Source organism: Mesorhizobium sp. WSM3862 (assembly GCF_002294985.1).
In the GTDB taxonomy this organism is placed as follows: domain Bacteria; phylum Pseudomonadota; class Alphaproteobacteria; order Rhizobiales; family Rhizobiaceae; genus Mesorhizobium.
Genome location: NZ_NSGE01000001.1, coordinates 427192 through 447182, shown reverse-complemented (window position 1 = coordinate 447182; position 19991 = coordinate 427192). Strand labels below are relative to the sequence as shown.

The 19991-nt window shown below is 62.3% G+C and carries 20 protein-coding genes; 13 read left to right on the top strand and 7 right to left on the bottom strand.

Features of this window, described 5'->3' with window-relative positions; all coding sequences use genetic code 11:
- The first annotated feature begins 142 nt into the window (after positions 1-142).
- The 3 genes from CK224_RS02270 to CK224_RS02260 all read left to right on the top strand — a co-directional run bounded on the left by CK224_RS02270 (position 143) and on the right by CK224_RS02260 (position 2223).
- Positions 143-736, top strand: coding sequence for a cold-shock protein (locus tag CK224_RS02270; protein WP_066998870.1), 594 nt, complete (start codon positions 143-145; stop codon positions 734-736).
- A 191-nt stretch (positions 737-927) separates the two neighbouring features.
- Positions 928-1440: a DUF192 domain-containing protein gene (locus tag CK224_RS02265; RefSeq protein WP_095780653.1), complete on the top strand. Its 513-nt coding sequence runs from the start codon at positions 928-930 to the stop codon at positions 1438-1440.
- Positions 1441-1455: 15 nt separating this feature from the next.
- Positions 1456-2223 (top strand): alpha/beta fold hydrolase, encoded by a 768-nt coding sequence (locus CK224_RS02260; RefSeq protein ID WP_095780652.1) that lies wholly within the window; start codon positions 1456-1458, stop codon positions 2221-2223.
- A 117-nt stretch (positions 2224-2340) separates the two neighbouring features.
- Here the strand turns inward: CK224_RS02260 and speB are convergent, their stop codons facing one another.
- Complete coding sequence (gene speB / locus CK224_RS02255; protein WP_095780896.1) at positions 2341-3306, bottom strand: agmatinase; 966 nt, start codon at positions 3304-3306, stop codon at positions 2341-2343.
- Positions 3307-3347: 41 nt separating this feature from the next.
- Positions 3348-3962 (bottom strand): hypothetical protein, encoded by a 615-nt coding sequence (locus CK224_RS02250; protein ID WP_095780651.1) that lies wholly within the window; start codon positions 3960-3962, stop codon positions 3348-3350.
- Between the two features lie 121 nt (positions 3963-4083).
- On the opposite strand from CK224_RS02250, the gene cysE reads away from it, so the two are divergent.
- Together cysE and CK224_RS02240 are read left to right on the top strand one after the other, a co-directional pair.
- On the top strand, positions 4084-4932 hold the full coding sequence (gene cysE / locus CK224_RS02245) for a serine O-acetyltransferase (RefSeq protein ID WP_095780650.1): 849 nt from the start codon (positions 4084-4086) through the stop codon (positions 4930-4932).
- Between the two features lie 137 nt (positions 4933-5069).
- Positions 5070-5273 carry a DUF3126 family protein gene (locus CK224_RS02240; RefSeq protein WP_040969488.1) on the top strand — a complete coding sequence of 68 codons (204 nt, stop codon included), beginning with the start codon at positions 5070-5072 and terminating at the stop codon, positions 5271-5273.
- Positions 5274-5337: 64 nt separating this feature from the next.
- Here CK224_RS02240 and CK224_RS02235 read toward each other — a convergent pair whose 3' ends face one another.
- A complete protein-coding gene (locus CK224_RS02235) occupies positions 5338-5886 on the bottom strand; it encodes a hypothetical protein (RefSeq protein WP_095780649.1) in 549 nt (182 codons plus the stop codon).
- A gap of 432 nt (positions 5887-6318) precedes the next feature.
- Between CK224_RS02235 and clpP the strand changes: the two genes are divergently transcribed.
- From clpP to hupB, 4 genes are all read left to right on the top strand, one after another.
- A complete protein-coding gene (gene clpP / locus CK224_RS02230; protein ID WP_066998854.1) occupies positions 6319-6948 on the top strand; it encodes an ATP-dependent Clp endopeptidase proteolytic subunit ClpP in 630 nt (209 codons plus the stop codon).
- Between the two features lie 295 nt (positions 6949-7243).
- Entirely contained in the window at positions 7244-8518 is a 1275-nt protein-coding gene (gene clpX, locus CK224_RS02225) for an ATP-dependent Clp protease ATP-binding subunit ClpX (RefSeq protein ID WP_059185169.1), read from the top strand.
- A 274-nt stretch (positions 8519-8792) separates the two neighbouring features.
- Positions 8793-11204 (top strand): endopeptidase La, encoded by a 2412-nt coding sequence (gene lon, locus CK224_RS02220; RefSeq protein ID WP_066998851.1) that lies wholly within the window; start codon positions 8793-8795, stop codon positions 11202-11204.
- Positions 11205-11399: 195 nt separating this feature from the next.
- On the top strand, positions 11400-11672 hold the full coding sequence (gene hupB, locus CK224_RS02215; RefSeq protein WP_027166452.1) for a DNA-binding protein HupB: 273 nt from the start codon (positions 11400-11402) through the stop codon (positions 11670-11672).
- 83 nt (positions 11673-11755) lie between these two features.
- On the opposite strand, the gene CK224_RS02210 is transcribed toward hupB, so the two are convergent.
- A complete protein-coding gene (locus tag CK224_RS02210) occupies positions 11756-12778 on the bottom strand; it encodes an aldo/keto reductase (RefSeq protein ID WP_095780648.1) in 1023 nt (340 codons plus the stop codon).
- Between the two features lie 187 nt (positions 12779-12965).
- Here CK224_RS02210 and hxlB point away from each other — a divergent pair, with 187 nt between their 5' ends.
- Positions 12966-13529 carry a 6-phospho-3-hexuloisomerase gene (gene hxlB / locus CK224_RS02205; protein ID WP_095780647.1) on the top strand — a complete coding sequence of 188 codons (564 nt, stop codon included), beginning with the start codon at positions 12966-12968 and terminating at the stop codon, positions 13527-13529.
- 4 nt (positions 13530-13533) lie between these two features.
- A complete protein-coding gene (locus CK224_RS02200; RefSeq protein ID WP_095780646.1) occupies positions 13534-14277 on the top strand; it encodes a creatininase family protein in 744 nt (247 codons plus the stop codon).
- Between the two features lie 30 nt (positions 14278-14307).
- On the opposite strand, the gene CK224_RS02195 is transcribed toward CK224_RS02200, so the two are convergent.
- The 3 genes from CK224_RS02195 to CK224_RS02185 all read right to left on the bottom strand — a co-directional run bounded on the left by CK224_RS02195 (position 14308) and on the right by CK224_RS02185 (position 18172).
- Positions 14308-15225, bottom strand: a complete 918-nt coding sequence (locus tag CK224_RS02195) for a carbohydrate ABC transporter permease (protein ID WP_066998838.1) — start codon at positions 15223-15225, stop codon at positions 14308-14310.
- Between the two features lie 8 nt (positions 15226-15233).
- Positions 15234-16355, bottom strand: coding sequence for a sugar ABC transporter permease (locus CK224_RS02190; protein ID WP_095780895.1), 1122 nt, complete (start codon positions 16353-16355; stop codon positions 15234-15236).
- A 152-nt stretch (positions 16356-16507) separates the two neighbouring features.
- Positions 16508-18172: a sugar ABC transporter substrate-binding protein gene (locus CK224_RS02185; RefSeq protein WP_067328234.1), complete on the bottom strand. Its 1665-nt coding sequence runs from the start codon at positions 18170-18172 to the stop codon at positions 16508-16510.
- A gap of 279 nt (positions 18173-18451) precedes the next feature.
- Here CK224_RS02185 and ugpC point away from each other — a divergent pair, with 279 nt between their 5' ends.
- Together ugpC and CK224_RS02175 are read left to right on the top strand one after the other, a co-directional pair.
- A complete protein-coding gene (ugpC, locus tag CK224_RS02180) occupies positions 18452-19510 on the top strand; it encodes a sn-glycerol-3-phosphate ABC transporter ATP-binding protein UgpC (protein ID WP_066998832.1) in 1059 nt (352 codons plus the stop codon).
- Positions 19511-19536: 26 nt separating this feature from the next.
- The gene (locus CK224_RS02175; RefSeq protein ID WP_066998829.1) at positions 19537-19989 is read left to right on the top strand and encodes an RbsD/FucU family protein; all 453 of its coding nucleotides are present in this window, start codon (positions 19537-19539) and stop codon (positions 19987-19989) included.
- The last annotated feature ends 2 nt before the right edge of the window (positions 19990-19991 follow it).

Genomic DNA, 19991 nt, shown 5'->3' with positions numbered 1-19991 from the left:
CCGCGCCGGTAAACAACAATTGAGGCTTTCCGGTGCTCAACGGTGAAAAAAGGCACGTCAGGTCTTGCACACCCCGGAAGCCGCAGTGTTAATCTGATGGCAAGAATCACTAGCGGTTGCAGTTGGAAAAGGGGGCGTTCTTATGGGGGAAAAAGCCTCTTTTACGAGGCGGGACGGAAGCCTTGACGACGCCTTGACGCGAGACAGTGGCGGCGACTCCGCCGGGCTTGTCGAAATCGCCGGCGCTATCAAATGGTTCGACGTGGCCAAGGGCTACGGCTTCATTCTTCCGGACGACGGCGTCTCGGGTGATATTCTCCTCCATGTGACATGTCTTCGAAGAGATGGCTTTCAGACCGCGCTGGAAGGCGCGCGCGTCGTCTGTCTCGTCAAGCAGGGCGAGCGTGGCCTGCAGGCGTTCCGGGTTCTTTCCATGGACGCCTCGACAGCGGTGCATCCGGCCGAGCAGGAGCAGCGCACGCATGTCACCGTGACTGCCGAGAGCGGGCTCGAGCGGGCGCTGGTGAAGTGGTTCAACCGCACCAAAGGCTTCGGCTTCCTGACCCGGGGCGAGGGCACCGAGGACATCTTCGTCCATATGGAGACGCTGCGCCGCTACGGCATTACCGAGCTGAGGCCCGGCCAGGTCGTTCTGGTCCGTTTCGGACGCGGCGACAAAGGCCTTATGGCCGCCGAAATACACCCCGATATGGGCACCTTGCCGGTCTCGCATTAAAGCGCGGCCCGACGCACTTTATTTTTTGCTTGATGCAGGTTCGCCAAAACCGCTTGGCAGTTTTGGGCGACATGCATCGGGCTCTCTCGATGCGATCGGGATGCCCTGCCCGGTGCAAGGCCGTTCCTGTCCAAAAACCAGTTCCACTCGCTCGGATCATGGTCTAGGACAGGGCCTGGACGAGGTATCACATGGCTCATCGCAACTGGCTGACCGCAGGCGCGCTTTGCGCCGCCATCGCTCTGGCCGCCATTTTCAGCGCCTTGAGACCGAGTTCGGCGGACGGTCAGGCGATGATGCTGCCTGCCGATCCGACGCGGCTTGTCGCGATCACCGGCTCCGGCAAGTATTCCTTCTCAATCGAGATCGCCGACAGCTCGGAAGAACGCGAGGCCGGGCTGATGTACCGCAAGGACATGGCCGACGATCACGGCATGCTGTTCGTGTTCGAGCGGCCCGCTGAGGTGAATTTCTGGATGAAGAATACACCGATGCCGCTCGACCTGGTCTTTATCGGCCAGGACGGCAGGATCAAGGCCGTCAAGCGTGGCGAACCGGAATCGGAGGCGATCATCTCGCCCGGACAGCCGGTAAGCTTTGTGCTTGAGCTGAAGGCGGGAACGGCCGCCAAGGACGGTCTGAAGGACGGCGATCTCCTGCGTCACCCAGCGATCGATAAGACCTCGGGCGCCGGCTCCAACTGACCGCGGCTGCGCCAGATGCAATATTTTTCCCACGACGGCTTCGAACTCGCTTACCTCGACCGCCCGCCGGCGTCCGGGCAGGGCGATCCGGTGCTGATGATCCACGGCTTCGCCTCCAGCCACTACGTCAATTGGGTCTCGCCGGGCTGGTTCAAGACGCTGAACGACGCGGGGTACCGCGCCATCGCCCTCGACAATCGCGGCCACGGTTCTTCGACGAAGAGCTACCAGGAGGCCGACTACACGCCGGTTAAGATGGCCGCGGACGCGGCCGCGCTGCTCGATCACCTCGGCATCGAGCACGCCCATGTCATGGGCTATTCGATGGGCGCGCGGGTATCCGCCTTCATGGCGTTGTCCAATCCGGACAAGGTGGCGACGCTGGTGTTCGGCGGCCTCGGCATCGGTCTTGTCGACGGCGTCGGCGACTGGGATCCAATCGCCGATGCGCTTCTGGCCGAGGATGCCGGTACGATCAGCCATGCGCGCGGCCGCTCGTTTCGCGCCTTCGCCGACCAGACGCGCAGCGACCGCCGGGCGCTGGCCGTCTGCATCGTCGGCTCACGCGCGTCAATGAGCGAGGACGATGTCGCGCGGATCGCCCAGCCGACCCTGATTGCCGTCGGGACCAAGGACGACATCGCCGGCTCGCCTGACGAGCTTGCCGCGCTGATGCCCCACGCAGAGGCTTTTCGCATCGAGGGCCGCGACCACATGCTCGCCGTCGGCGACAAGAGCTTCAAGCAGCGCGTGCTGGAGTTCTACGCCGAAAATCCGCTCTGACCCATACCGTCCGCTACGGGCGACGACGCGTCTAAAGCGGGTTGCGCAAAACGCGACCTGCTTTTGACCTACGCGATGTCCTCGTCCCGAAACTGAAAGCACGTCGGGGAGAATGCTTTAGCCGCGCGTTCTCCTGTCGGCGATGGATTTCGCCATGACGCAAAGCAGCTCGAACATCATGGTCGCTCCCGCAAGCGCCGTCATGCCGCCAATATCAAAAGGAGGCGCGACCTCGACGACATCGGCTCCGGCGAAATTCAATCCGTCGAGCAATCGAACCAGCTCCTGCACCTCGCGGGTGGTGAAGCCGCCGAGCTCCGGCGTGCCGGTGCCAGGGGCCATCGACGGATCGATGCAATCGATGTCGAAGGTCACGTAAGTGAGGCTGTCGCCGACAAGATCGCGTGCTTCCTGCATGACGGAAGCGGTGCCGCGTTTGACGAACTCTTCCATATATACGATGCGCACGCCCTGAGCGGTCGCCCAGTCGTGTTCGCCCGGCTCATAGATCGAGCCTCGAATTCCGATCTGAATAACCCGCTTCGGGTCGAGCAGCCCTTCCTCGATCGCGCGGCGAAAGGGCGTCCCGTGTGTATAGGGATTCTCGCCGAAGTAGCGGTCGTTCGTGTCGGAATGCGCGTCGAAGTGGATCATGCCGACGGGTTCCTTGCGGGCGATGGCGCGCAGCACCGGCAAGGTCGTCAGATGATCGCCGCCGGCGGCCAAAGGAAGAGCGCCGTCAGCAACGATGGCGGCAATGCCGTCCTCGATGCGCTTCAATCCGTCGAGCAAGTTGATCGGATTGACCGAGAGATCTCCCACATCGGCGACATTGGCAATGCTGAACGGCTCGGTTCCCGACACGTGGTGGACGCGGCGCATCAGGCTCGACTGGTTCCTGATTTCGCGTGGACCGTGGCGGGCGCCGGCCCGATTGGTCGTGCCGCCATCCCAAGGAATCCCGACAAGGGCAATATCGAGCCCCTTCGCGTTCGGCACCGCCGGCAGCCGCATGAAGGTGGAAAGCCCGGCAAATCGCGGCACCTGGGCGGCGTCGACGGGTTGGAAGAAGTTGTTTTCCATGGTTTCGGTCATCCCAGAGGCGTTCACGTTCCGCGTGGCGATCAGGTCTGTTGAGACTGGTCTTGCAGGACCTGCAGCGATCGGACCAGATTTTCCCTGGCCCGAGCCTCGAACCGATCGCGAAACCATTGTGTGTTGAAAATATGCGGACGGGCCAGGAAGCTCGTCAGGACAGCCGCGCGGCCGGCGCGCCAGATCGGTTCCTCGACCCAGCCATATTCGCGCCGGACCGCCTTCTCGTAGGCGTCGAAGCGGTTCGGGTCGGCACCGAGGATCGCGAGGTCCATGTCGAGGAAAAGGGCGGCATCACTCGCGGCACCCTCATCTTCGAGCGGCGGCAACTGGTGCGTGGCGGTGGCGCTGATCATGGCCAGAATCCGGGCAAGCCGGGCCGGGTCGGTGCGGCCGGAGAGTTTCCTTTCTGCCAGCACGGCGCTCTTTGCCTCGTTGTCCTTGGCGCGGCTGTCATAGACCGCGTCATGGAACCAGATCGCCGCTTCGACTGCTTCTGGATCATCAAGAAGGTGCCGGTGTTCTGCCGCCAACGCCAGCATCGCTTCGATGTGATGCAAGCCGTGGTAGTGGCGATCCGCGCTCTGATAGAGCGCGGCAAGCTCGTTTTTCAGCGCATCGTCGATCAAGGGTTCGTTTTCCATCGCCGCTTGAATCTTGGTGAACCAAGTTCATTTGACAAAGCACTAAGGAAAATTGAGTTCAACCGTGTTATGATCTGGCCTATATGTGCCGCCGGATGAATGAGCAGGCCGGAGACCGCCGATGAACAGCGTTACGATAGCCCGCCCCAGCATGGTGCAGCCGGTCGACCCGATCTGGCGCGCGATCAGGGATGAGGCGATGGAAGCGGTAAACCGCGATCCGTTGCTGGCTGCTTTCCTCTATTCCACCATCCTCAACCAGGAGAGCCTGGAAGAAGCGGTCATTCACCGCCTGGCCGAGCGCCTGGCGCATCAGGATATCGGCTCCGACCTCATCCGGCAGACCTTCAAGGCCATGCTTGCCGACGATCCGGAGTGGAGCACGACGGTCCGCGTCGACATCCAAGCCTATTACGATCGCGACCCTGCCTGCGACCGCTTCGTCATGCCCGTGCTTTATTTCAAGGGCTTTCATGCCATCCAGACGCACCGTTTGGCGCATTGGCTGTGGAACCAGGGCCGCAGGGACTTCGCGCTCTACCTGCAGAGCCGCTCGTCCTCGGTGTTCCAGACCGATATCAACCCGGCCGCCCGTATCGGCAAGGGCATTTTTCTCGATCACGCCACAGGCCTGGTGGTCGGCCAGACCGCCGTCATCGAGGACGATGTCTCGATCCTGCACGGCGTGACGCTGGGCGGCACCGGCAAGGCCAGCGGCGACCGCCATCCGAAGATCCGCCGCGGCGTGCTGATCGGCGCCGGCGCCAAGATACTCGGCAACATAGAGATCGGCCATTGCTCGAAGATCGCGGCCGGTTCGGTGGTGCTGTCGCCCGTGCCGCATAACAAGACGGTCGCCGGCGTGCCGGCGCGGGTCGTCGGAGAGACCGGCTGCGACCAGCCCTCGCGACAGATGGACCAGCTCCTGCCCTCGCAGACGATGGACCACGTCGTCAGCTTCGACATCTGATTCTGCGGTCATCGCCAGTGGCCGGAGTCCGGTCGCCACTCAAGGCTCGGTTGTAATGCTGCCGGCTTGCCTTTACATCGCCATCGTCGGCGTGTCAGAAGCGCGTTCCAACGAACAGCCGCATTCGGAGAAGACTTTTGAAGCCAGACGAAATCAGAAAGCTGGACGCCTACTTCAAGCGCGTCTTCCAGAATCCCAAGCTGCAGGTGAAGGCGCGCCCGCGCAAGGAAGACTCTGCCGAGGTCTATGTCGGTGACGAATTCCTCGGCATCGTCTTCAAGGACGAGGACGACGGCGACTATAATTTCTCGATGGCGATCCTCGACGTCGACCTGGCCTAAGCCGGCTTTCCGGCCGGGCTCGCCATGCCGCCTCGGTCGGAAACACCCCTGCGTGATTTTCCGGCTAGTCCACGCAGTGCCGCGGGATATGCACCCGCCGCCAGTCGGTCGAGCCTTCCCGCACCACCATTCGCCGCGCTACCCTCCGGTATGAGGGCGCGATTTCGGTGATGCGCCGCTCTCCTGGCCGCACCAGCACCTCGCGGGCGACGCCTTCGTATTCGGCCGGAAGGACGACGCGCCGGACGCGCTCCGGCTCGACGATGACCGTTGTGGCAACCCGCGCGTAGCGCGCCTTACGCCACACCTTGCACAGCACCTTGCGGCCGTGGATGACCCGCCATTCCCAGGCATAGCCGCCGTCATCCACCTTGACCGTGTGATAGACGGTGCGCGTCACGGCCGGTACGACTTCATAGCCGATGCGAGGCGTGGCGATCTGTTCGATGCTCTCGGTCGTGCCGTAGATCGGCGGGTCATAGTGGACGAGCTGGCCGCCGGGGCTCACCATCACGTCTTCATAGACCGTGTCGTAGATCGCCGGCCGATGCACCGGCTCGTAGCATTCGAGCGTGCGGCCGCCGGCCGCGGCCTGCGACACGGCGGTAAGCATTGCGAGGCTGGTCGAGGCGAGCGATGCGGCACCCTTGCGAAGGGAGCTCTTGCAAAAGGAACTCGTGCAAAAGGAACTCTGGCTAAACATGACGTTCACCCGTTGAAAAAAGGACGCCGCTTCAACGCGGGAGCGTATCGGAAGGTCCGCCATGGACGGGGATTTCACGGCTTGTCGTTAAGCAGCGCGGTTAAGAAACTGCTACCGTGGCGGCCGGGTAGCGCCCTGGCATTTCGGGCAAAGGGCCATCTCCGGCGCAACCTGCAGCATTTCCTTGGGCCGAGCCGCTTGCTTCGACTTAACCAGATGGCTAGGAGGGGCGGCCTTGCGCTAGGGTGAGCCGGCATCCTATTTAGGATTCAACGTTCCAGAACCGATTCCGCCCGATTGCTCAGGTCTACGGCGCCGGAATCCATCCAACAAGGGTAGTCCATGAAGAACCCCGTCGAAACCTACATGAACCTCGTTCCGATGGTGGTCGAGCAGACCAATCGCGGCGAGCGTGCCTACGACATCTTCTCCCGCCTGTTGAAGGAACGCATCATCTTCATCACCGGCCCGGTCGAGGACGGGATGGCGACGCTGGTTTGTGCACAGCTTTTGTTCCTCGAGGCGGAGAACCCCAAGAAGGAAATCAACCTGTACATCAACTCGCCGGGCGGTGTGGTGACATCGGGCATGGCGATCTACGACACCATGCAGTTCATCAAGCCGGCGGTATCGACGCTCTGCATCGGCCAGGCAGCCTCGATGGGCTCGTTGCTGCTTTGCGCCGGCCACAAGGATATGCGGTTTGCCACGCCGAACGCCCGTGTCATGGTCCATCAGCCGTCCGGTGGCTTCCAGGGCCAGGCGTCGGACATCGAACGTCATGCGCAGGACATCATCAAGCTGAAGCGCCGCTTGAACGAGGTCTATGTCAAGCACACCGGCAAGAGCTATGACGAGATCGAGCGGACGCTCGACCGCGACCATTTCATGACCGCCGACGAGGCCAAGGAGTTTGGTCTGATCGACAAGGTCATCACGACGCGCGAACTTGGCGAAACCCCGGCCGCATAGGCTCTGATTGGGGGCTGAATGGCGGGATAACGCGCTTTTGGCGCGGCTTGCGGCATTTCGGCCACAATTGCCTGTTCCCTCAAGGTTCGGGATTGCCTACGTTAAGGCTATGTTGATTTTCGACGGCTTAGCTTTGCATGGGGTTGCTGCGAATCATTGTCGCGTTTTCTGATTGTGTTTCGGACGGAATGCGCTGTGTGAGCCGGGGCACTGGCGCCGGCGGATTCCTGCGATAGATTGGTGAGACGCCAATGCGGCCAGACCATCGGCTGGCAGGCGGTGAAAGGACAGAAAAATGAGCAAAGTTAGCAACAACGGCGGCGATTCAAAGAACACGCTCTATTGCTCGTTTTGCGGCAAAAGCCAGCACGAAGTGCGCAAGCTGATCGCCGGTCCGACCGTCTTCATCTGCGACGAGTGCGTCGAACTCTGCATGGACATCATCCGCGAGGAGAACAAGACCTCGATGGTGAAGTCGCGCGAGGGCGTGCCGACCCCGCAAGAGATCCTCAAGGTTCTCGACGACTATGTTATCGGCCAGCCCTACGCCAAGCGGGTGCTGTCGGTGGCCGTCCACAACCACTACAAGCGCCTCGCGCATGCCGGCAAGAACAACGACGTCGAATTGGCAAAGTCGAACATCCTGCTGATCGGGCCGACCGGCTGCGGCAAGACGCTGCTCGCCCAGACGCTCGCCCGCATCATCGACGTGCCGTTCACCATGGCCGACGCCACGACGCTGACCGAAGCCGGTTACGTCGGCGAGGACGTCGAAAACATCATCCTGAAGCTCTTGCAGTCGGCCGACTACAATGTCGAACGTGCCCAGCGCGGCATCGTCTATATCGATGAGATCGACAAGATCTCGCGCAAGTCGGACAACCCGTCGATCACCCGCGACGTCTCGGGCGAGGGCGTGCAGCAGGCGCTGTTGAAGATCATGGAAGGCACGGTTGCTTCCGTGCCGCCGCAGGGCGGCCGCAAGCACCCGCAGCAGGAATTCCTGCAGGTCGACACCGCCAACATCCTGTTCATCTGCGGCGGCGCCTTTGCCGGACTGGACAAGATCATCTCGGATCGCGGCCGCAAGACCTCGATCGGCTTCGGCGCAACCGTGGCGTCGCCCGAGGATCGCCGCACCGGCGACCTGTTCCGCCAGGTCGAGCCCGAGGATCTTTTGAAATTCGGCCTGATCCCGGAATTCGTCGGCCGTCTGCCGGTTCTGGCGACGCTCGAGGACCTCGACGAGCCGGCGCTGATCCAGATCCTGACGGAACCGAAAAATGCGCTGGTCAAGCAGTATCAGCGGCTGTTCGAGATGGAGAATGTGGATCTCACCTTCCACGAGAACGCGCTGTCGGCGATCGCCAAGCGCGCCATCGAGCGCAAGACCGGCGCGCGCGGCCTGCGTTCCATCATGGAAGCGATCCTGCTCGACACGATGTTCGAGCTTCCGGCGCTGGAAGGCGTGCGCGAGGTGGTGATCTCGGAAGAGGTGGTCTCGGGTAACGCCCGGCCGCTTTACATCTATTCCGAGCAGAAGGAAAAGAAGGGCAATGTCAGCGCCTGAAATGGCACTGATCCGGCAAATTTTCATGGAACGGCGCCCGTGTGGCGCCGTTTTGCTGTGAGGGGCTTACCTGTAGGTGATGGAGTGGCTGATCAAAGCATGCTAACCCTTGATCTTTGCACCGCCCGCATCCACCTAACAGCGGAAGGCCGAGGGCCCGAATTCTGTGCTGTAAAATTCCCGTCACAAACGGTGGTAGGCGGAACGACGCTCGGTCGTTAATATAAGATTCGCGGTTGGCTCAATTAGCGGCCGCGACATGAAAGGTTGGACAATGGCCAAAATATCCAGGGCTTCCGGCGACGGCGTGTTTGCAGTCCTCCCACTGCGCGACATCGTCGTGTTCCCGCACATGATCGTCCCGCTCTTTGTCGGGCGTGAAAAGTCGATCAAGGCGCTGGAAGAAGTGATGGGTCAGGAAAAGCAGATCCTGCTTGCCACCCAGATGAACGCAGCCGACGATGATCCTGAGCCCGATGCGATTTTCGACATCGGCACGCTCGCCAATGTGCTGCAGCTCCTGAAGCTTCCCGATGGCACCGTGAAGGTGCTGGTCGAGGGCGCCTCGCGCGCCAAGATCGTCTCGTTCACCGATCGTGCCGACTTCCACGAGGCCCGCGCCACCGCGTTGGTCGAGCCGGAGGAGGAAGAGGTCGAAATCGAGGCGCTGGCCCGCTCGGTCGTCACCGACTTCGAAAACTACGTCAAGCTGAACAAGAAGATTTCGCCCGAAGTGGTAGGTGCCGCCAGTCAGATCGACGACTATTCCAAGCTCGCCGACACGGTTGCCTCGCACCTGGCCATCAAGATCCCCGAGAAGCAGGAGATGCTCGCCACGCTCTCCGTCAAGGAGCGTCTCGAGAAGGCGATGGGCTTCATGGAGGCCGAGATTTCCGTGCTGCAGGTGGAGAAGCGCATCCGCAGCAGAGTCAAGCGCCAGATGGAGAAGACGCAGCGCGAGTACTACCTCAACGAGCAGATGAAGGCGATCCAGAAGGAGCTCGGCGAGGGCGAGGACGGCCGCGACGAGGCTGCCGAGATCGAGGCGCGCATCAAGAAGACCAAGCTCTCCAAGGAAGCCCGCGAGAAGGCGGAAGCCGAATTGAAGAAGCTGCGGTCGATGTCGCCGATGTCGGCTGAATCGACGGTCGTGCGCAATTATCTCGACTGGCTGCTGTCGATCCCGTGGGGCAAGAACTCCAAGGTCAAGCAGGATCTCGGCTACGCCCAGGACGTGCTCGACGCCGATCACTTCGGCCTCGACAAGGTCAAGGAGCGCATCGTCGAGTATCTCGCCGTGCAGAGCCGTCAGAAGAAGATCAAGGGTCCGATCCTGTGCCTCGTCGGCCCGCCCGGCGTCGGCAAAACCTCGCTCGGCAAGTCGATTGCCAAGGCCACGGGGCGTGAGTTCATCCGAATGGCGCTCGGCGGCGTGCGCGACGAGGCCGAGATCCGCGGTCACAGGCGGACCTATATCGGCTCGATGCCCGGCAAGGTCATCCAGTCGATGAAGAAGGCCAAGAAGTCCAACCCCCTCTTCCTGCTCGACGAAATCGACAAGATGGGCCAGGACTTCCGCGGCGATCCGTCGTCAGCCCTGCTCGAGGTGCTCGATCCGGAGCAGAACTCGACGTTCATGGACCATTACCTCGAAGTCGAATACGACCTGTCGAGCGTGATGTTCGTGACGACGGCGAACACGCTGAACATCCCTGCGCCCCTGATGGACCGCATGGAGATCATCCGCATCGCCGGCTACACCGAGGACGAGAAGATCGAGATCGCCAAGCGGCACCTGATGCCGAAGGTGATCCGCGATCACGCGCTGCAGCCGAACGAGTTCTCGGTCGGCGAGGACGCGATCCGCGGCATCATCCAGACCTACACCCGTGAAGCGGGCGTCAGAAGCCTCGAGCGCGAGCTGATGAAGCTCGGGCGCAAGGCGGTGACCGAGATCCTGAAGACGAAGAAGAAGACGGTGAAGATCACGGCCGACAACCTCGCCGATTATCTCGGCGTGCCGCGCTTCCGCTTCGGTCAGGTCGAGGCCGACGATCAGGTCGGCGTCGTCACGGGTCTTGCCTGGACGGAAGTCGGCGGCGAGCTGCTGACGGTCGAGGGCGTCATGATGCCCGGCAAGGGACGCATGACGGTGACCGGCAACCTGCGCGACGTGATGAAGGAATCGATCTCTGCAGCGGCCTCTTACGTCCGCTCGCGGGCCATCGATTTCGGCATCGAGCCGCCGCTGTTCGACAAGCGCGACATCCACGTCCACGTGCCGGAGGGCGCGACCCCCAAGGACGGCCCGTCGGCGGGTGTGGCGATGGTGACGGCGATCGTGTCCGTGCTCACGGGTATTCCGGTCCGCGCCGATGTGGCAATGACCGGCGAGGTGACGCTGCGGGGCAGGGTGCTGCCGATCGGCGGCCTGAAGGAGAAGCTGCTTGCCGCGCTGCGCGGCGGCATCAAGAAGGTGCTGATCCCGGAAGACAATGCCAAGGACCTGGCGGAGATCCCGGACAATGTGAAGAACAACATGGAGATCATTCCGGTGTCGCGGGTCGGCGAGGTGCTGAGGCACGCGCTGGTCAGGATGCCGGAGCCGATCGAATGGGTCGAGCCGGTCAATCCGCCGGCCGGCGCGGACGCCGGCGACGACGCCGGCAAGTCGCTTGCGCATTAGTTTCTTCTAAGGTTGCAATGCACAAAGAGAGAGCCGGGCTTTCAGCCCGGCTTTTTCATGTGAAAAATCTCCGAAAAAGTGGAAAAAAGCCCGGAATTCTGCGGTTTTCGGCTTGGGTTCCGGAACGCTTCTTTCTAAAGTCCGTTTCCTGCCGGATGAGTCGTAGTTCCGGTTTTCTCATGGAAGGGAATTTTTATGAACAAGAACGAACTGGTGTCCGCCGTCGCCGACTCCGCAAGCATTTCGAAGGCTGATGCGCAGTCCGCCGTCGATGCGGTGTTCTCTGTGATCACTGGCGAACTGAAGAAGGGCGGCGATGTCCGGCTTGTCGGCTTCGGAAATTTCACCGTGTCAAAACGTGCTGCTTCGACCGGCCGCAACCCGCAGACCGGCGCGGAAGTGAAGATTCCGGCGCGCACCGTGCCGAAGTTCTCGGCCGGCAAGGGCCTCAAGGACGCGGTCAACTAAGACCTTTTGTTTTTAAGATCAGATGAGCCGGGCTTGCCCGGCTCTTCCTTTTTGTGACCCGCGCCAGGGCCACATGTGTGGTATCAGCCGGTAGGCGCGTCGGCGCGCATCAGGCCTTCTTGCTTGAGATCCGCCCACAAGGCTGCCGGGATCTTCACGTCGAGCAGTGCACGGTTGCTTTCGACCTCGGCCGGGCGTTGGCCGCCGGGTATTACCGACATGACGGAAGGGTGCCGCAGCGGGAACTGCAACGCGGCCTCGATCAGCCGCACGCCATGGCGCTTGCAGACCGCCTCGATGCGTGCCACGCGATCGAGCACGTCTTTTGGCGCCTCTGTGTAGTTGTAGAAGGCGCCGGGCTTCGGCCCTGTCGCCAGGATGCCGGAATTGTAGGGCCCGCCAAGAACGATGCCGATGCCGCGCTGCTCGCAGAGCGGCAGGAAGCTCGCAAGCGCATCCTGCTCGAGCAGCGTGTAGCGGCCGGCGAGCAGAAAGAGGTCGAAATCGCCGCGCTCGGCGAGCGTCTGGCAAACCTGCCACTCGTTGATACCGCCTCCGAAGGCCTTGATCACGCCCTGGTCACGCAGCGCGAGCAGCGCGTAATAGCCCGAAGATATGAACTCCTCGATGCGCCGGTCGGAAGCCTCCTTGCTGCCATGGGTGAAGATGTCGACATCGTGCACATAAAGGATGTCGATGCGGTCGACGCCGAGCCGCTCCAGCGAGGCCTCGAAGGAACGCATCACGCCGTCGTAACTGTAGTCGTAGACTTCCCGGCGCGAGGGCGTGTCGAAGAACTTGCCGATGCCGGTTCGCTGGTCGGGCGCAGAGACGCGCATGAGGCGGCCGACCTTGCTCGACAGCACATAGTCGTCGCGTTTCTTGCCGCGCAGGAAGGGGTTGAGCCGGGTTTCGGAAAGGCCGAGGCCATAGAGCGGAGCGGTATCGAAATAGCGGCAGCCGGTCTTCCAGGCCGCCTCCAGCGTGGCATTGGCATCCTCGTCCGAGACAGCGCGGTAGAGATTGCCGAGCGGCGCGGTGCCGAAACCAAGCTCGGTGAAGGTGATGCCGCCATTGCCGATGCGGTCGAAATGCCGTGTCTTCATATCCGCAAGATGTCCTGGATTGATTTGTCTGACATGACACTAGCACGCCGGTGGCACAGCAAAAGCGCCGAGGCTCGTTGGACACGAATTTTCGCGGTGATAGCATGAACGAAAACAAGTGTTTCGCGCCGAACGCGATCGCAAAGCCGCATGCCTATCAAGGCATCGGCAGACAGGATGAGCAGCCATGACGCAAGCCGGATCGGAGTTGTTTGCGACAGCGCTGGGCGAGCTCGGCGCCGTGTTGGGGCGCATCGATGACGGTCGGGTTGACGCCGCCTGCGCAATGCTCGCCGGCGCTGGCAAGATCGTCGTCTATGGCTGCGGCCGCGAAGCGCTGCAGGTCAAGGGCTTCGCTATGCGGCTCTTCCATCTCGGCCTGCCGGTTTCGGTGGTCGGCGATATGACCACGCCGCCCCTCGGCCAGGGCGATGTCTTCCTGGCAAGTTCCGGACCGGGCGAGACCGCCACCGTTCTCACCTTGATGCGCGTGGCCCGGGAGGCCGGCGCCAAGGTGGTGTTGCTCACGGCCGAACCGGCGGGCAGCGCGGCAAAGCTTGCGGACTTCACGCTGCTCGTTCCGGCCCAGACCATGGCGAGCGACCAAGGCGCCAGAAGCTCGGTGCTGCCCATGGGCTCGCTGTTCGAGGGAGCGCTTTTCCTGGTGTTTGAGGTGATGGTGCTGAAACTCAAGGCGCTCACCGGCGCAACGCCGGAGACGATGCGCACCCGGCACACCAACATGGAGTAGGGACATGCGCTACGAACTGATGCTGCCGCACCAGATCCGCAACGCGATCGAGGAGAACTGGCCGGTCGCGCTGCCGCTCGGCGTGCTCGAATACCATGGCGAGCACATGGCGGTCGGCATGGACACGCTGGCCGTCATCAAGACGCTCGAGCTTATCGAGAAGGAGCGGGACATCGTCATCCTGCCGCCCTTCTATTATGGCGCGGCGAGTTATGCCGTGGCGCCGCCGGAAGGCAGCGGCTCGGTGCAGGTCGGCGGTCCGGTGCTGGCGCCCTTTGCGGAGGAATTGTTCTATGGCCTGCTGCGCATCGGCTTCCGCAACATTCACGCCATCATCCATCACCAGACCGAGAATTTCGTCGCCGGCATGCCGACCGATCTCGCCTTCAAGACCGCCGGCCGGCAGGCGATTTTCCGCTTCCTGGAGAAGGAACGCGGCGAGGGCTGGTGGGGCTCGGAGAAGATGGTCGACTACTATGCCGGCCATGCCCAGGGCGAGAACGTCTTCAACTGGGTGCAGGTGCACCCGCTGATGCCGGCCGCAATGACCGGCAAATATCCATTCGACCATGCCGGGATCGGCGAGACATCGCTGATGCTGGCGCTACGTCCCGAAGCGGTGGATGCCGGTCATTTCGCGGACAATACCGGCTGGTACACAAAAGGCGCATCGGATGCCTCGGCCGAGCTGGGCCGGAAGGGTGTGGCGATGATCCTTGAGCATTTGCGGGCGATATTGCGGGCCTAGCTCGCTTCTCCCACAAGAAGGGGAAGGCGGCTATTTCACCGAACCGGCCGTCATGCCCATGATCAGATAGCGTTCGAGCGCGATGCCGATGATCGCCAGCGGCGTGATGGCTGCTGTCGCCAGGGCTGCCATCGACCACCAGTTGATACCTTGCGAGCCGGTCTGGCTCGCCACCATAACTGGGATGGTCTTGGCATCCGTCGACGTCAGAAGGGCGGCGAAGAAATATTCGTTCCAGCAGAGCACCATCGCCAGGATGAAGGCGGCGACCATGCCTGGGAGCGCGATCGGCATGACAATGCGGAAGAAGGCGCCCCAGATCGACAGGCCGTCGACGAGTGCCGCCTCCTCGAGCTCGACGGGAATGGAGTTGAATTGGTCGCGCATGATCCAGATGACGATCGGCAGCACCATCAGCGTGTAGAGGAGCACAAGGCCGATGCGGGTGTCGAGCAGGGCCACTTCGCGGTAAAGCACCAGGAAGGGCAGCGCCAGCACCACCGGCGGCAGGATCAGCTGCGAGAGGAAGAAGAAGGAGATGTCCTCGTTCTTGAACCAGGCGAACTTGTAGCGGTATCGGGTCAGGCCATAGGCGGCGAGGCTGCCGATGATGATGGCGAGGCTCGACGCGCCGACAGAGGTAATGACCGAGTTCATGAAGCGTTTCAGGAACTCGTCGCGCACCGTCGAGGTCTGGACGATCGAATCCGGCGACAGCCCGAGTGAGCGCCAGCCCTTCCAGTCTGGCTGGAAGTCGACGAAGGGGATGAGGTGCCCCTGCGTGACATCGACCGCCGACTTGAACGAAGTGGTGATCGTCCAATAGATCGGGAACAGGCAGACGAAGGACCAGAACACCAGGGCGCCATAGATGAAGACGCGGCTGGCGAGGAAGGCCGCCGGGGAGCGGATATCGGAAACGGTATATTCGGTGGTCTGGACGCTCATATGGACGCTCAGTTGACGTTGCGCACGAAGCGACTGGCGAGCTTCAGCAGCCAGGTGACGAACACGACGATGATGATCAGATAGACCATCGCGAGCATGGTGCCGTAGCCGACATTCGAACGGTCGCGATATTCGCGGTAGATGAAGCTCGAAACGGAATCGGTGGCGCCGCCCGGCCCGCCGGACGTCACCGTAATGATGATGTCGGCGAGCTTCAGCTTGAAGATGATGCGCAGGATCACCGCCGTCACGGACACCGGCAGCATCAGCGGGAAGGTAACCTGCCAGAAGGTCTGCCATGTCGTCGCGCCGTCGACGCGCGCCGCCTCGATCACCTCGCGCGACATCGCTTGCAGGCCGGCGAGCAGCATGATCATCATGAACGGAATGAAGGTCCAGGCGTCGAGCACCATGATCGAGATGCGCGCGATGATCGGGTCGGAGAAGAAGGCGGGATTGTCCCAGCCGAGATGGCGCGCCAGCGTCGATGCCGGTCCGAACCGGTATTCCATCAGCGACTTGCCGACCATCCAGGAGACCGCCACCGGCGACAGCATGAGCGGCAGCAGGAAGACCACACGGAAGAATTTCCTGGCGCGGATCTGCGCGTTGAGCAGCAACGCCAGTCCGAAGGCGATGACATATTCGACCAGCACCGCCAGCACATAGAGCACCATGTTGAAGAGCGCGTTGCGGTAGTAGGGGTCGGCCAGCATCTGCCAGAAATTGTCGAGACCGTTGAACCTGCGGCCAGCGAAGGAGCTGAGGTTCCAGTCGGTCAGCGCGATATAGAAGCCGAACAGCGTCGGGAAGATCACCATGGCGACGGTGAAGAGCAGCGCCGGCAGCAGGAACAGCGCGCGCTGGCCGTCCTCGCCGCGCGTCAGCACTTGCCAGGCGCCGAGCGCCACGCCCCACAGCACATAGGCGTAGACCACCGGACGCCAGGTATAGAAGCCGATCGTGTCGACCTCAGTCTTGTAAAGGATCTGCATCACGATCGTCGCCAGCAGCACGAGCGTCGCGGCGATCATCAGGGCCCAGCCGAGGCGCTTGCGGGCGGGCGGGATCAGATCGATCGCTGCGGAGTTAGCCGGCCATGCATTGGCGGTTGAAGTCTGCTCAGCCACGCCTCTCGCCTCTACCTTGCTTTGATGCAATTCCGGAGGAAAACCGCTTCACGCTTTTCCTGGAATTGCTGGAAGTCCAAATGACCGGCCATTGCCGGTCAACATGCGGCCCGGCGACGAGGTCGCCGGGCCGCGACTTCTCACGGGACAGCCTACATGCCGAGCGAGGCTTTGTAGAGCTTGATTTGGTTCTCGCGGCCGATCTGGTCGGTCAGCTTCTCCCAGGCGGCGGCGATGGCATCCGCACCTTCCTGCGCCTTCATCTTGCCGGCGAAGGTGTTGGCCAGGATGTCCTCGGCGGCGCTGTAGTACTGGAAGATGCCGGGGATGCGCGGCTCGATCGCGGCGTTCGGATGGTTGTAGGAGTCGCCCTCCGACTTCAGATAGGAGGTGATGAAGGCCTCGTCATAGCCGGCCGCCACCCATTCCGGAATGTTGAAATGGGAGTTGCGGTAGGGCTGGAAGCCGGAAGGATAGGCCGCGCACCACAGCGACAGATCCTTGCCGCCGAGATGGGCCGCCGCCGACCACGCCGCCTTCTTCTTCTTCTCGTCGCTGTCGACGCGGGCCATGACGTAGACGCCCCAGCCGAGATAGGCGCAGTTCGGCGCATAGTTCGGGCCGCTGGCCAGCTTGTCCCACTTGCCGGTCTTCGAATTGTAGACGTCGTCCGAGCCCGGCAGGATCGAGAAGCCGGTGACGTCGCCGATGACCGAGGAGTCGTTGGTCTTGACGTTGGAGCCGATATCGCCCCACCAGGGGATCATCGAGCCCGTGCCGGCAAGGAACTGCTGGAAGCCGGTGGTGTTCGGATCGGCGTTGATCTGATCCGGCGGCTCCGAGGGCAGGGCGTCGATGACGTCCTGGATGGCCCGCACCCAAGCCGGGTTGTTGATGCGCGGCTTCATCGTATCCGGGTCGAACAGCCAGGCCTTGTCGTCGGGGTGCTTGGCATAGGCAGAGGCGCGGCTGCCGAGGAAGTAGAAACCGAAGCCGCCCCAGGGCTTGGGCGCGTCGAGATAGCCATAGACGTCCTGGCCCTTGAACTGCTTGCCCTTGAGGAACTTTGTGACGGCCTGCACTTCCTGCCAAGTCTTGGGCACGCCCCATTCGGTCGTCGCGCCGCTCTCCTTCCAGGCCTTGGCGAGATCGGGATCGGAGAATACGTCGGTGCGGTAGTTGAAGTTGTGCGTATCGCCGTCGATGGTCACGCGATACTGCTTGCCGTCCCAGGTGCCGACCGGCGGCTTGAGGTAGTTGACGAGATCGTCCATGTCGATCTGCTTCTTGACCCAGTCGGGCATCTCCGAGGTGAGGCCCTTGCCGCAGACGTCGCCCTCGAAGGGCGCACCCATCTCGATGATGTCGAAGTCGACGGTTTTGGTCGCGATCGACTGCTGCAGACGGGCGTTGTAGTCGGCCTGGGCGAGGTCGATCCAGCTGATCTTGGCGCCGGTATAGGCCTCCCACGGCTTCAGGAAGCCGCGGAACAGCACGTTGTGCAGGTTCTGGTTGTTGAGGCCCATGAAGGTGAGCTCGACACCGGCGAACTCGCCTTGCTTGACGTTGGCCTTGGTCGCTTCCAGGCAGAGCTCACCGACTTTCTGGAAGTCGGCGTCCGTCGGCTGGCCTTTGCCGACGCCGGGTATCTGCAGGATTTTCGCGCGCAGGTCGTCGGCGGCAGCCGCCGGCCTGGTCAGCGCGCCAAGCCCCGTGCCGGACGCCGCTGCGAGCGCCGCCATGCTGGCCGCGCCCTTCAGCAAATCGCGGCGGGTCGCCCCGGCGCGCACCAGTTTTTCGTAAAGATCGACTCTCATCTCAAGGTTCCTCCCAGAACTTCAGTCGTGAATTGATTCTGCCAATCTCTCGGACGTCGAAACGTCTGCGGTTCTCCTATACCATAGGGCAGCGTGGGACCCCACCCTGCGTCGCCTGGAGATCCGATTTTCGGGACAAGGACCGGCATTCGGATTGGCACTCGTCACTATTCGCGTAATCGATTACCTTGTCAACAAGATTGGCTTTTTATCTATAAGATACCGACTTGCCCTTGCCGTTGGCAATGGCTAGCTTCACCGAAAAAGATAGGGGAGACAATGGCTCAAGTCGCGATCGCCAATGTGGCCAAGGCTTTCGGAACCGTCAAGGTTCTACATGAGGTCAGCGTCGATATCGCCGACGGTCAATTCGTCGTCCTGGTCGGCCCTTCGGGCTGCGGCAAGTCCACGCTGCTGCGGATGGTGGCGGGGCTGGAAACGGTTTCCGGCGGAACGATTTCGATCGGCGACCGCATCGTCAACAACCTGCCGCCGGCCAAGCGCGACATCGCCATGGTGTTCCAGAACTACGCGCTCTATCCGCACAAGACGGTGGAGCAGAACATGGCTTTCGCGCTGAAGCTGCGCGGCACCGATCCGGCCATCGTCGCCGAGCGGGTGAAGCGTGCGGCCGACATCCTCGACCTCAATCCCTATCTCAAGCGCTATCCGCGCCAGCTTTCCGGCGGCCAGCGCCAGCGCGTCGCCATGGGCCGCGCGATCGTGCGCAACCCGCAGGTGTTTCTGTTCGACGAGCCGCTCTCAAACCTCGATGCCAAGCTGCGCGTGCAGATGCGCACCGAGATCAAGGAACTGCATCAGCGGCTGAAGACCACCACCATCTACGTCACACACGACCAGATCGAGGCCATGACCATGGCCGACAAGATCGTGGTGATGCGCGATGGCCGCATCGAGCAGATCGGCGCGCCGCTGCAACTGTTCGACCGGCCGGCCAACCTGTTCGTCGCGGGCTTTATCGGCTCGCCGGCGATGAACCTGCTGAAGGGCACGGTGAAGAAGGGTGAAAGGCCGGAGGTCGACATAGCAGGCTCGGCCTTTCCGATGCCTGCCAGCATCGCCGCGGCGGACGGCCAGGCCGTCGTCTATGGCGTCCGTCCCGAGCATCTGGAGATCCATCCCGACGGTGTGGCGTCCACGATTTCGGTGGTCGAGCCGACCGGCTCGGAGACGCTGGTGTTCGTGCGCTTCGGCGAGGGCGAGATGGTGGCGCTGTTCCGCGAGCGTCACGACTTCAAGCCTGGCGATACGCTGAAGCTCAGGCCGCGGCTCGACCATGTCCATCTCTTCGACGCAGGGACCGGCAAGCGTCTCTGACCGCAAACACACATCGAGGAAACCCAATGCTCAAAGGGATCAATCCGCTGCTCAACGCCGACGTGCTCCAGGCACTGCGGGCGATGGGGCACGGCGACGACCTGATCATCGCCGACACCAATTTCCCATCCGACTCCGTCGCCAAGCAGACGGTGCTCGGCAAGCTGCTGCGCATCGATGCGCCGGCGGCCGAAGTGGTGAAGGCGGTGCTGTCGCTCTATCCGCTGGACAGCTTCGTCAACGACGCGGCCGCGCGCATGGAGATCGTCGGCAAGCCGAACGAGATCCCGCCGGTGCAGAAGGAGGTGCAGCAGGAAATCGACGCGGCCGAGGGCAAACCCTGGCCGATGATCTCGATCGAGCGCTACGCCTTCTACGAGCGGGCCAAGAAGGCGTATTGCGTCATCCAGACCGGTGAGCGCCGCTTCTATGGCTGCTTTGCCTTCCGCAAGGGCGTCATTCCGCCGGATGCGGAGTAAGG

Bases quoted from the DNA above. Each gene is read 5' to 3' on its own strand.
- CK224_RS02270 (WP_066998870.1), top strand. From the start codon at position 143: ATGGGGGAAAAAGCCTCTTTTACGAGGCGGGACGGAAGCCTTGACGAC.
- CK224_RS02265 (WP_095780653.1), top strand. From the start codon at position 928: ATGGCTCATCGCAACTGGCTGACCGCAGGCGCGCTTTGCGCCGCCATC.
- CK224_RS02260 (WP_095780652.1), top strand. From the start codon at position 1,456: ATGCAATATTTTTCCCACGACGGCTTCGAACTCGCTTACCTCGACCGC.
- speB (WP_095780896.1), bottom strand. From the start codon at position 3,306: ATGGAAAACAACTTCTTCCAACCCGTCGACGCCGCCCAGGTGCCGCGA.
- CK224_RS02250 (WP_095780651.1), bottom strand. From the start codon at position 3,962: ATGGAAAACGAACCCTTGATCGACGATGCGCTGAAAAACGAGCTTGCC.
- cysE (WP_095780650.1), top strand. From the start codon at position 4,084: ATGAACAGCGTTACGATAGCCCGCCCCAGCATGGTGCAGCCGGTCGAC.
- CK224_RS02235 (WP_095780649.1), bottom strand. From the start codon at position 5,886: ATGCTTACCGCCGTGTCGCAGGCCGCGGCCGGCGGCCGCACGCTCGAA.
- clpP (WP_066998854.1), top strand. From the start codon at position 6,319: ATGAAGAACCCCGTCGAAACCTACATGAACCTCGTTCCGATGGTGGTC.
- clpX (WP_059185169.1), top strand. From the start codon at position 7,244: ATGAGCAAAGTTAGCAACAACGGCGGCGATTCAAAGAACACGCTCTAT.
- lon (WP_066998851.1), top strand. From the start codon at position 8,793: ATGGCCAAAATATCCAGGGCTTCCGGCGACGGCGTGTTTGCAGTCCTC.
- hupB (WP_027166452.1), top strand. From the start codon at position 11,400: ATGAACAAGAACGAACTGGTGTCCGCCGTCGCCGACTCCGCAAGCATT.
- CK224_RS02210 (WP_095780648.1), bottom strand. From the start codon at position 12,778: ATGAAGACACGGCATTTCGACCGCATCGGCAATGGCGGCATCACCTTC.
- hxlB (WP_095780647.1), top strand. From the start codon at position 12,966: ATGACGCAAGCCGGATCGGAGTTGTTTGCGACAGCGCTGGGCGAGCTC.
- CK224_RS02200 (WP_095780646.1), top strand. From the start codon at position 13,534: ATGCGCTACGAACTGATGCTGCCGCACCAGATCCGCAACGCGATCGAG.
- CK224_RS02195 (WP_066998838.1), bottom strand. From the start codon at position 15,225: ATGAGCGTCCAGACCACCGAATATACCGTTTCCGATATCCGCTCCCCG.
- CK224_RS02185 (WP_067328234.1), bottom strand. From the start codon at position 18,172: ATGAGAGTCGATCTTTACGAAAAACTGGTGCGCGCCGGGGCGACCCGC.
- ugpC (WP_066998832.1), top strand. From the start codon at position 18,452: ATGGCTCAAGTCGCGATCGCCAATGTGGCCAAGGCTTTCGGAACCGTC.
- CK224_RS02175 (WP_066998829.1), top strand. From the start codon at position 19,537: ATGCTCAAAGGGATCAATCCGCTGCTCAACGCCGACGTGCTCCAGGCA.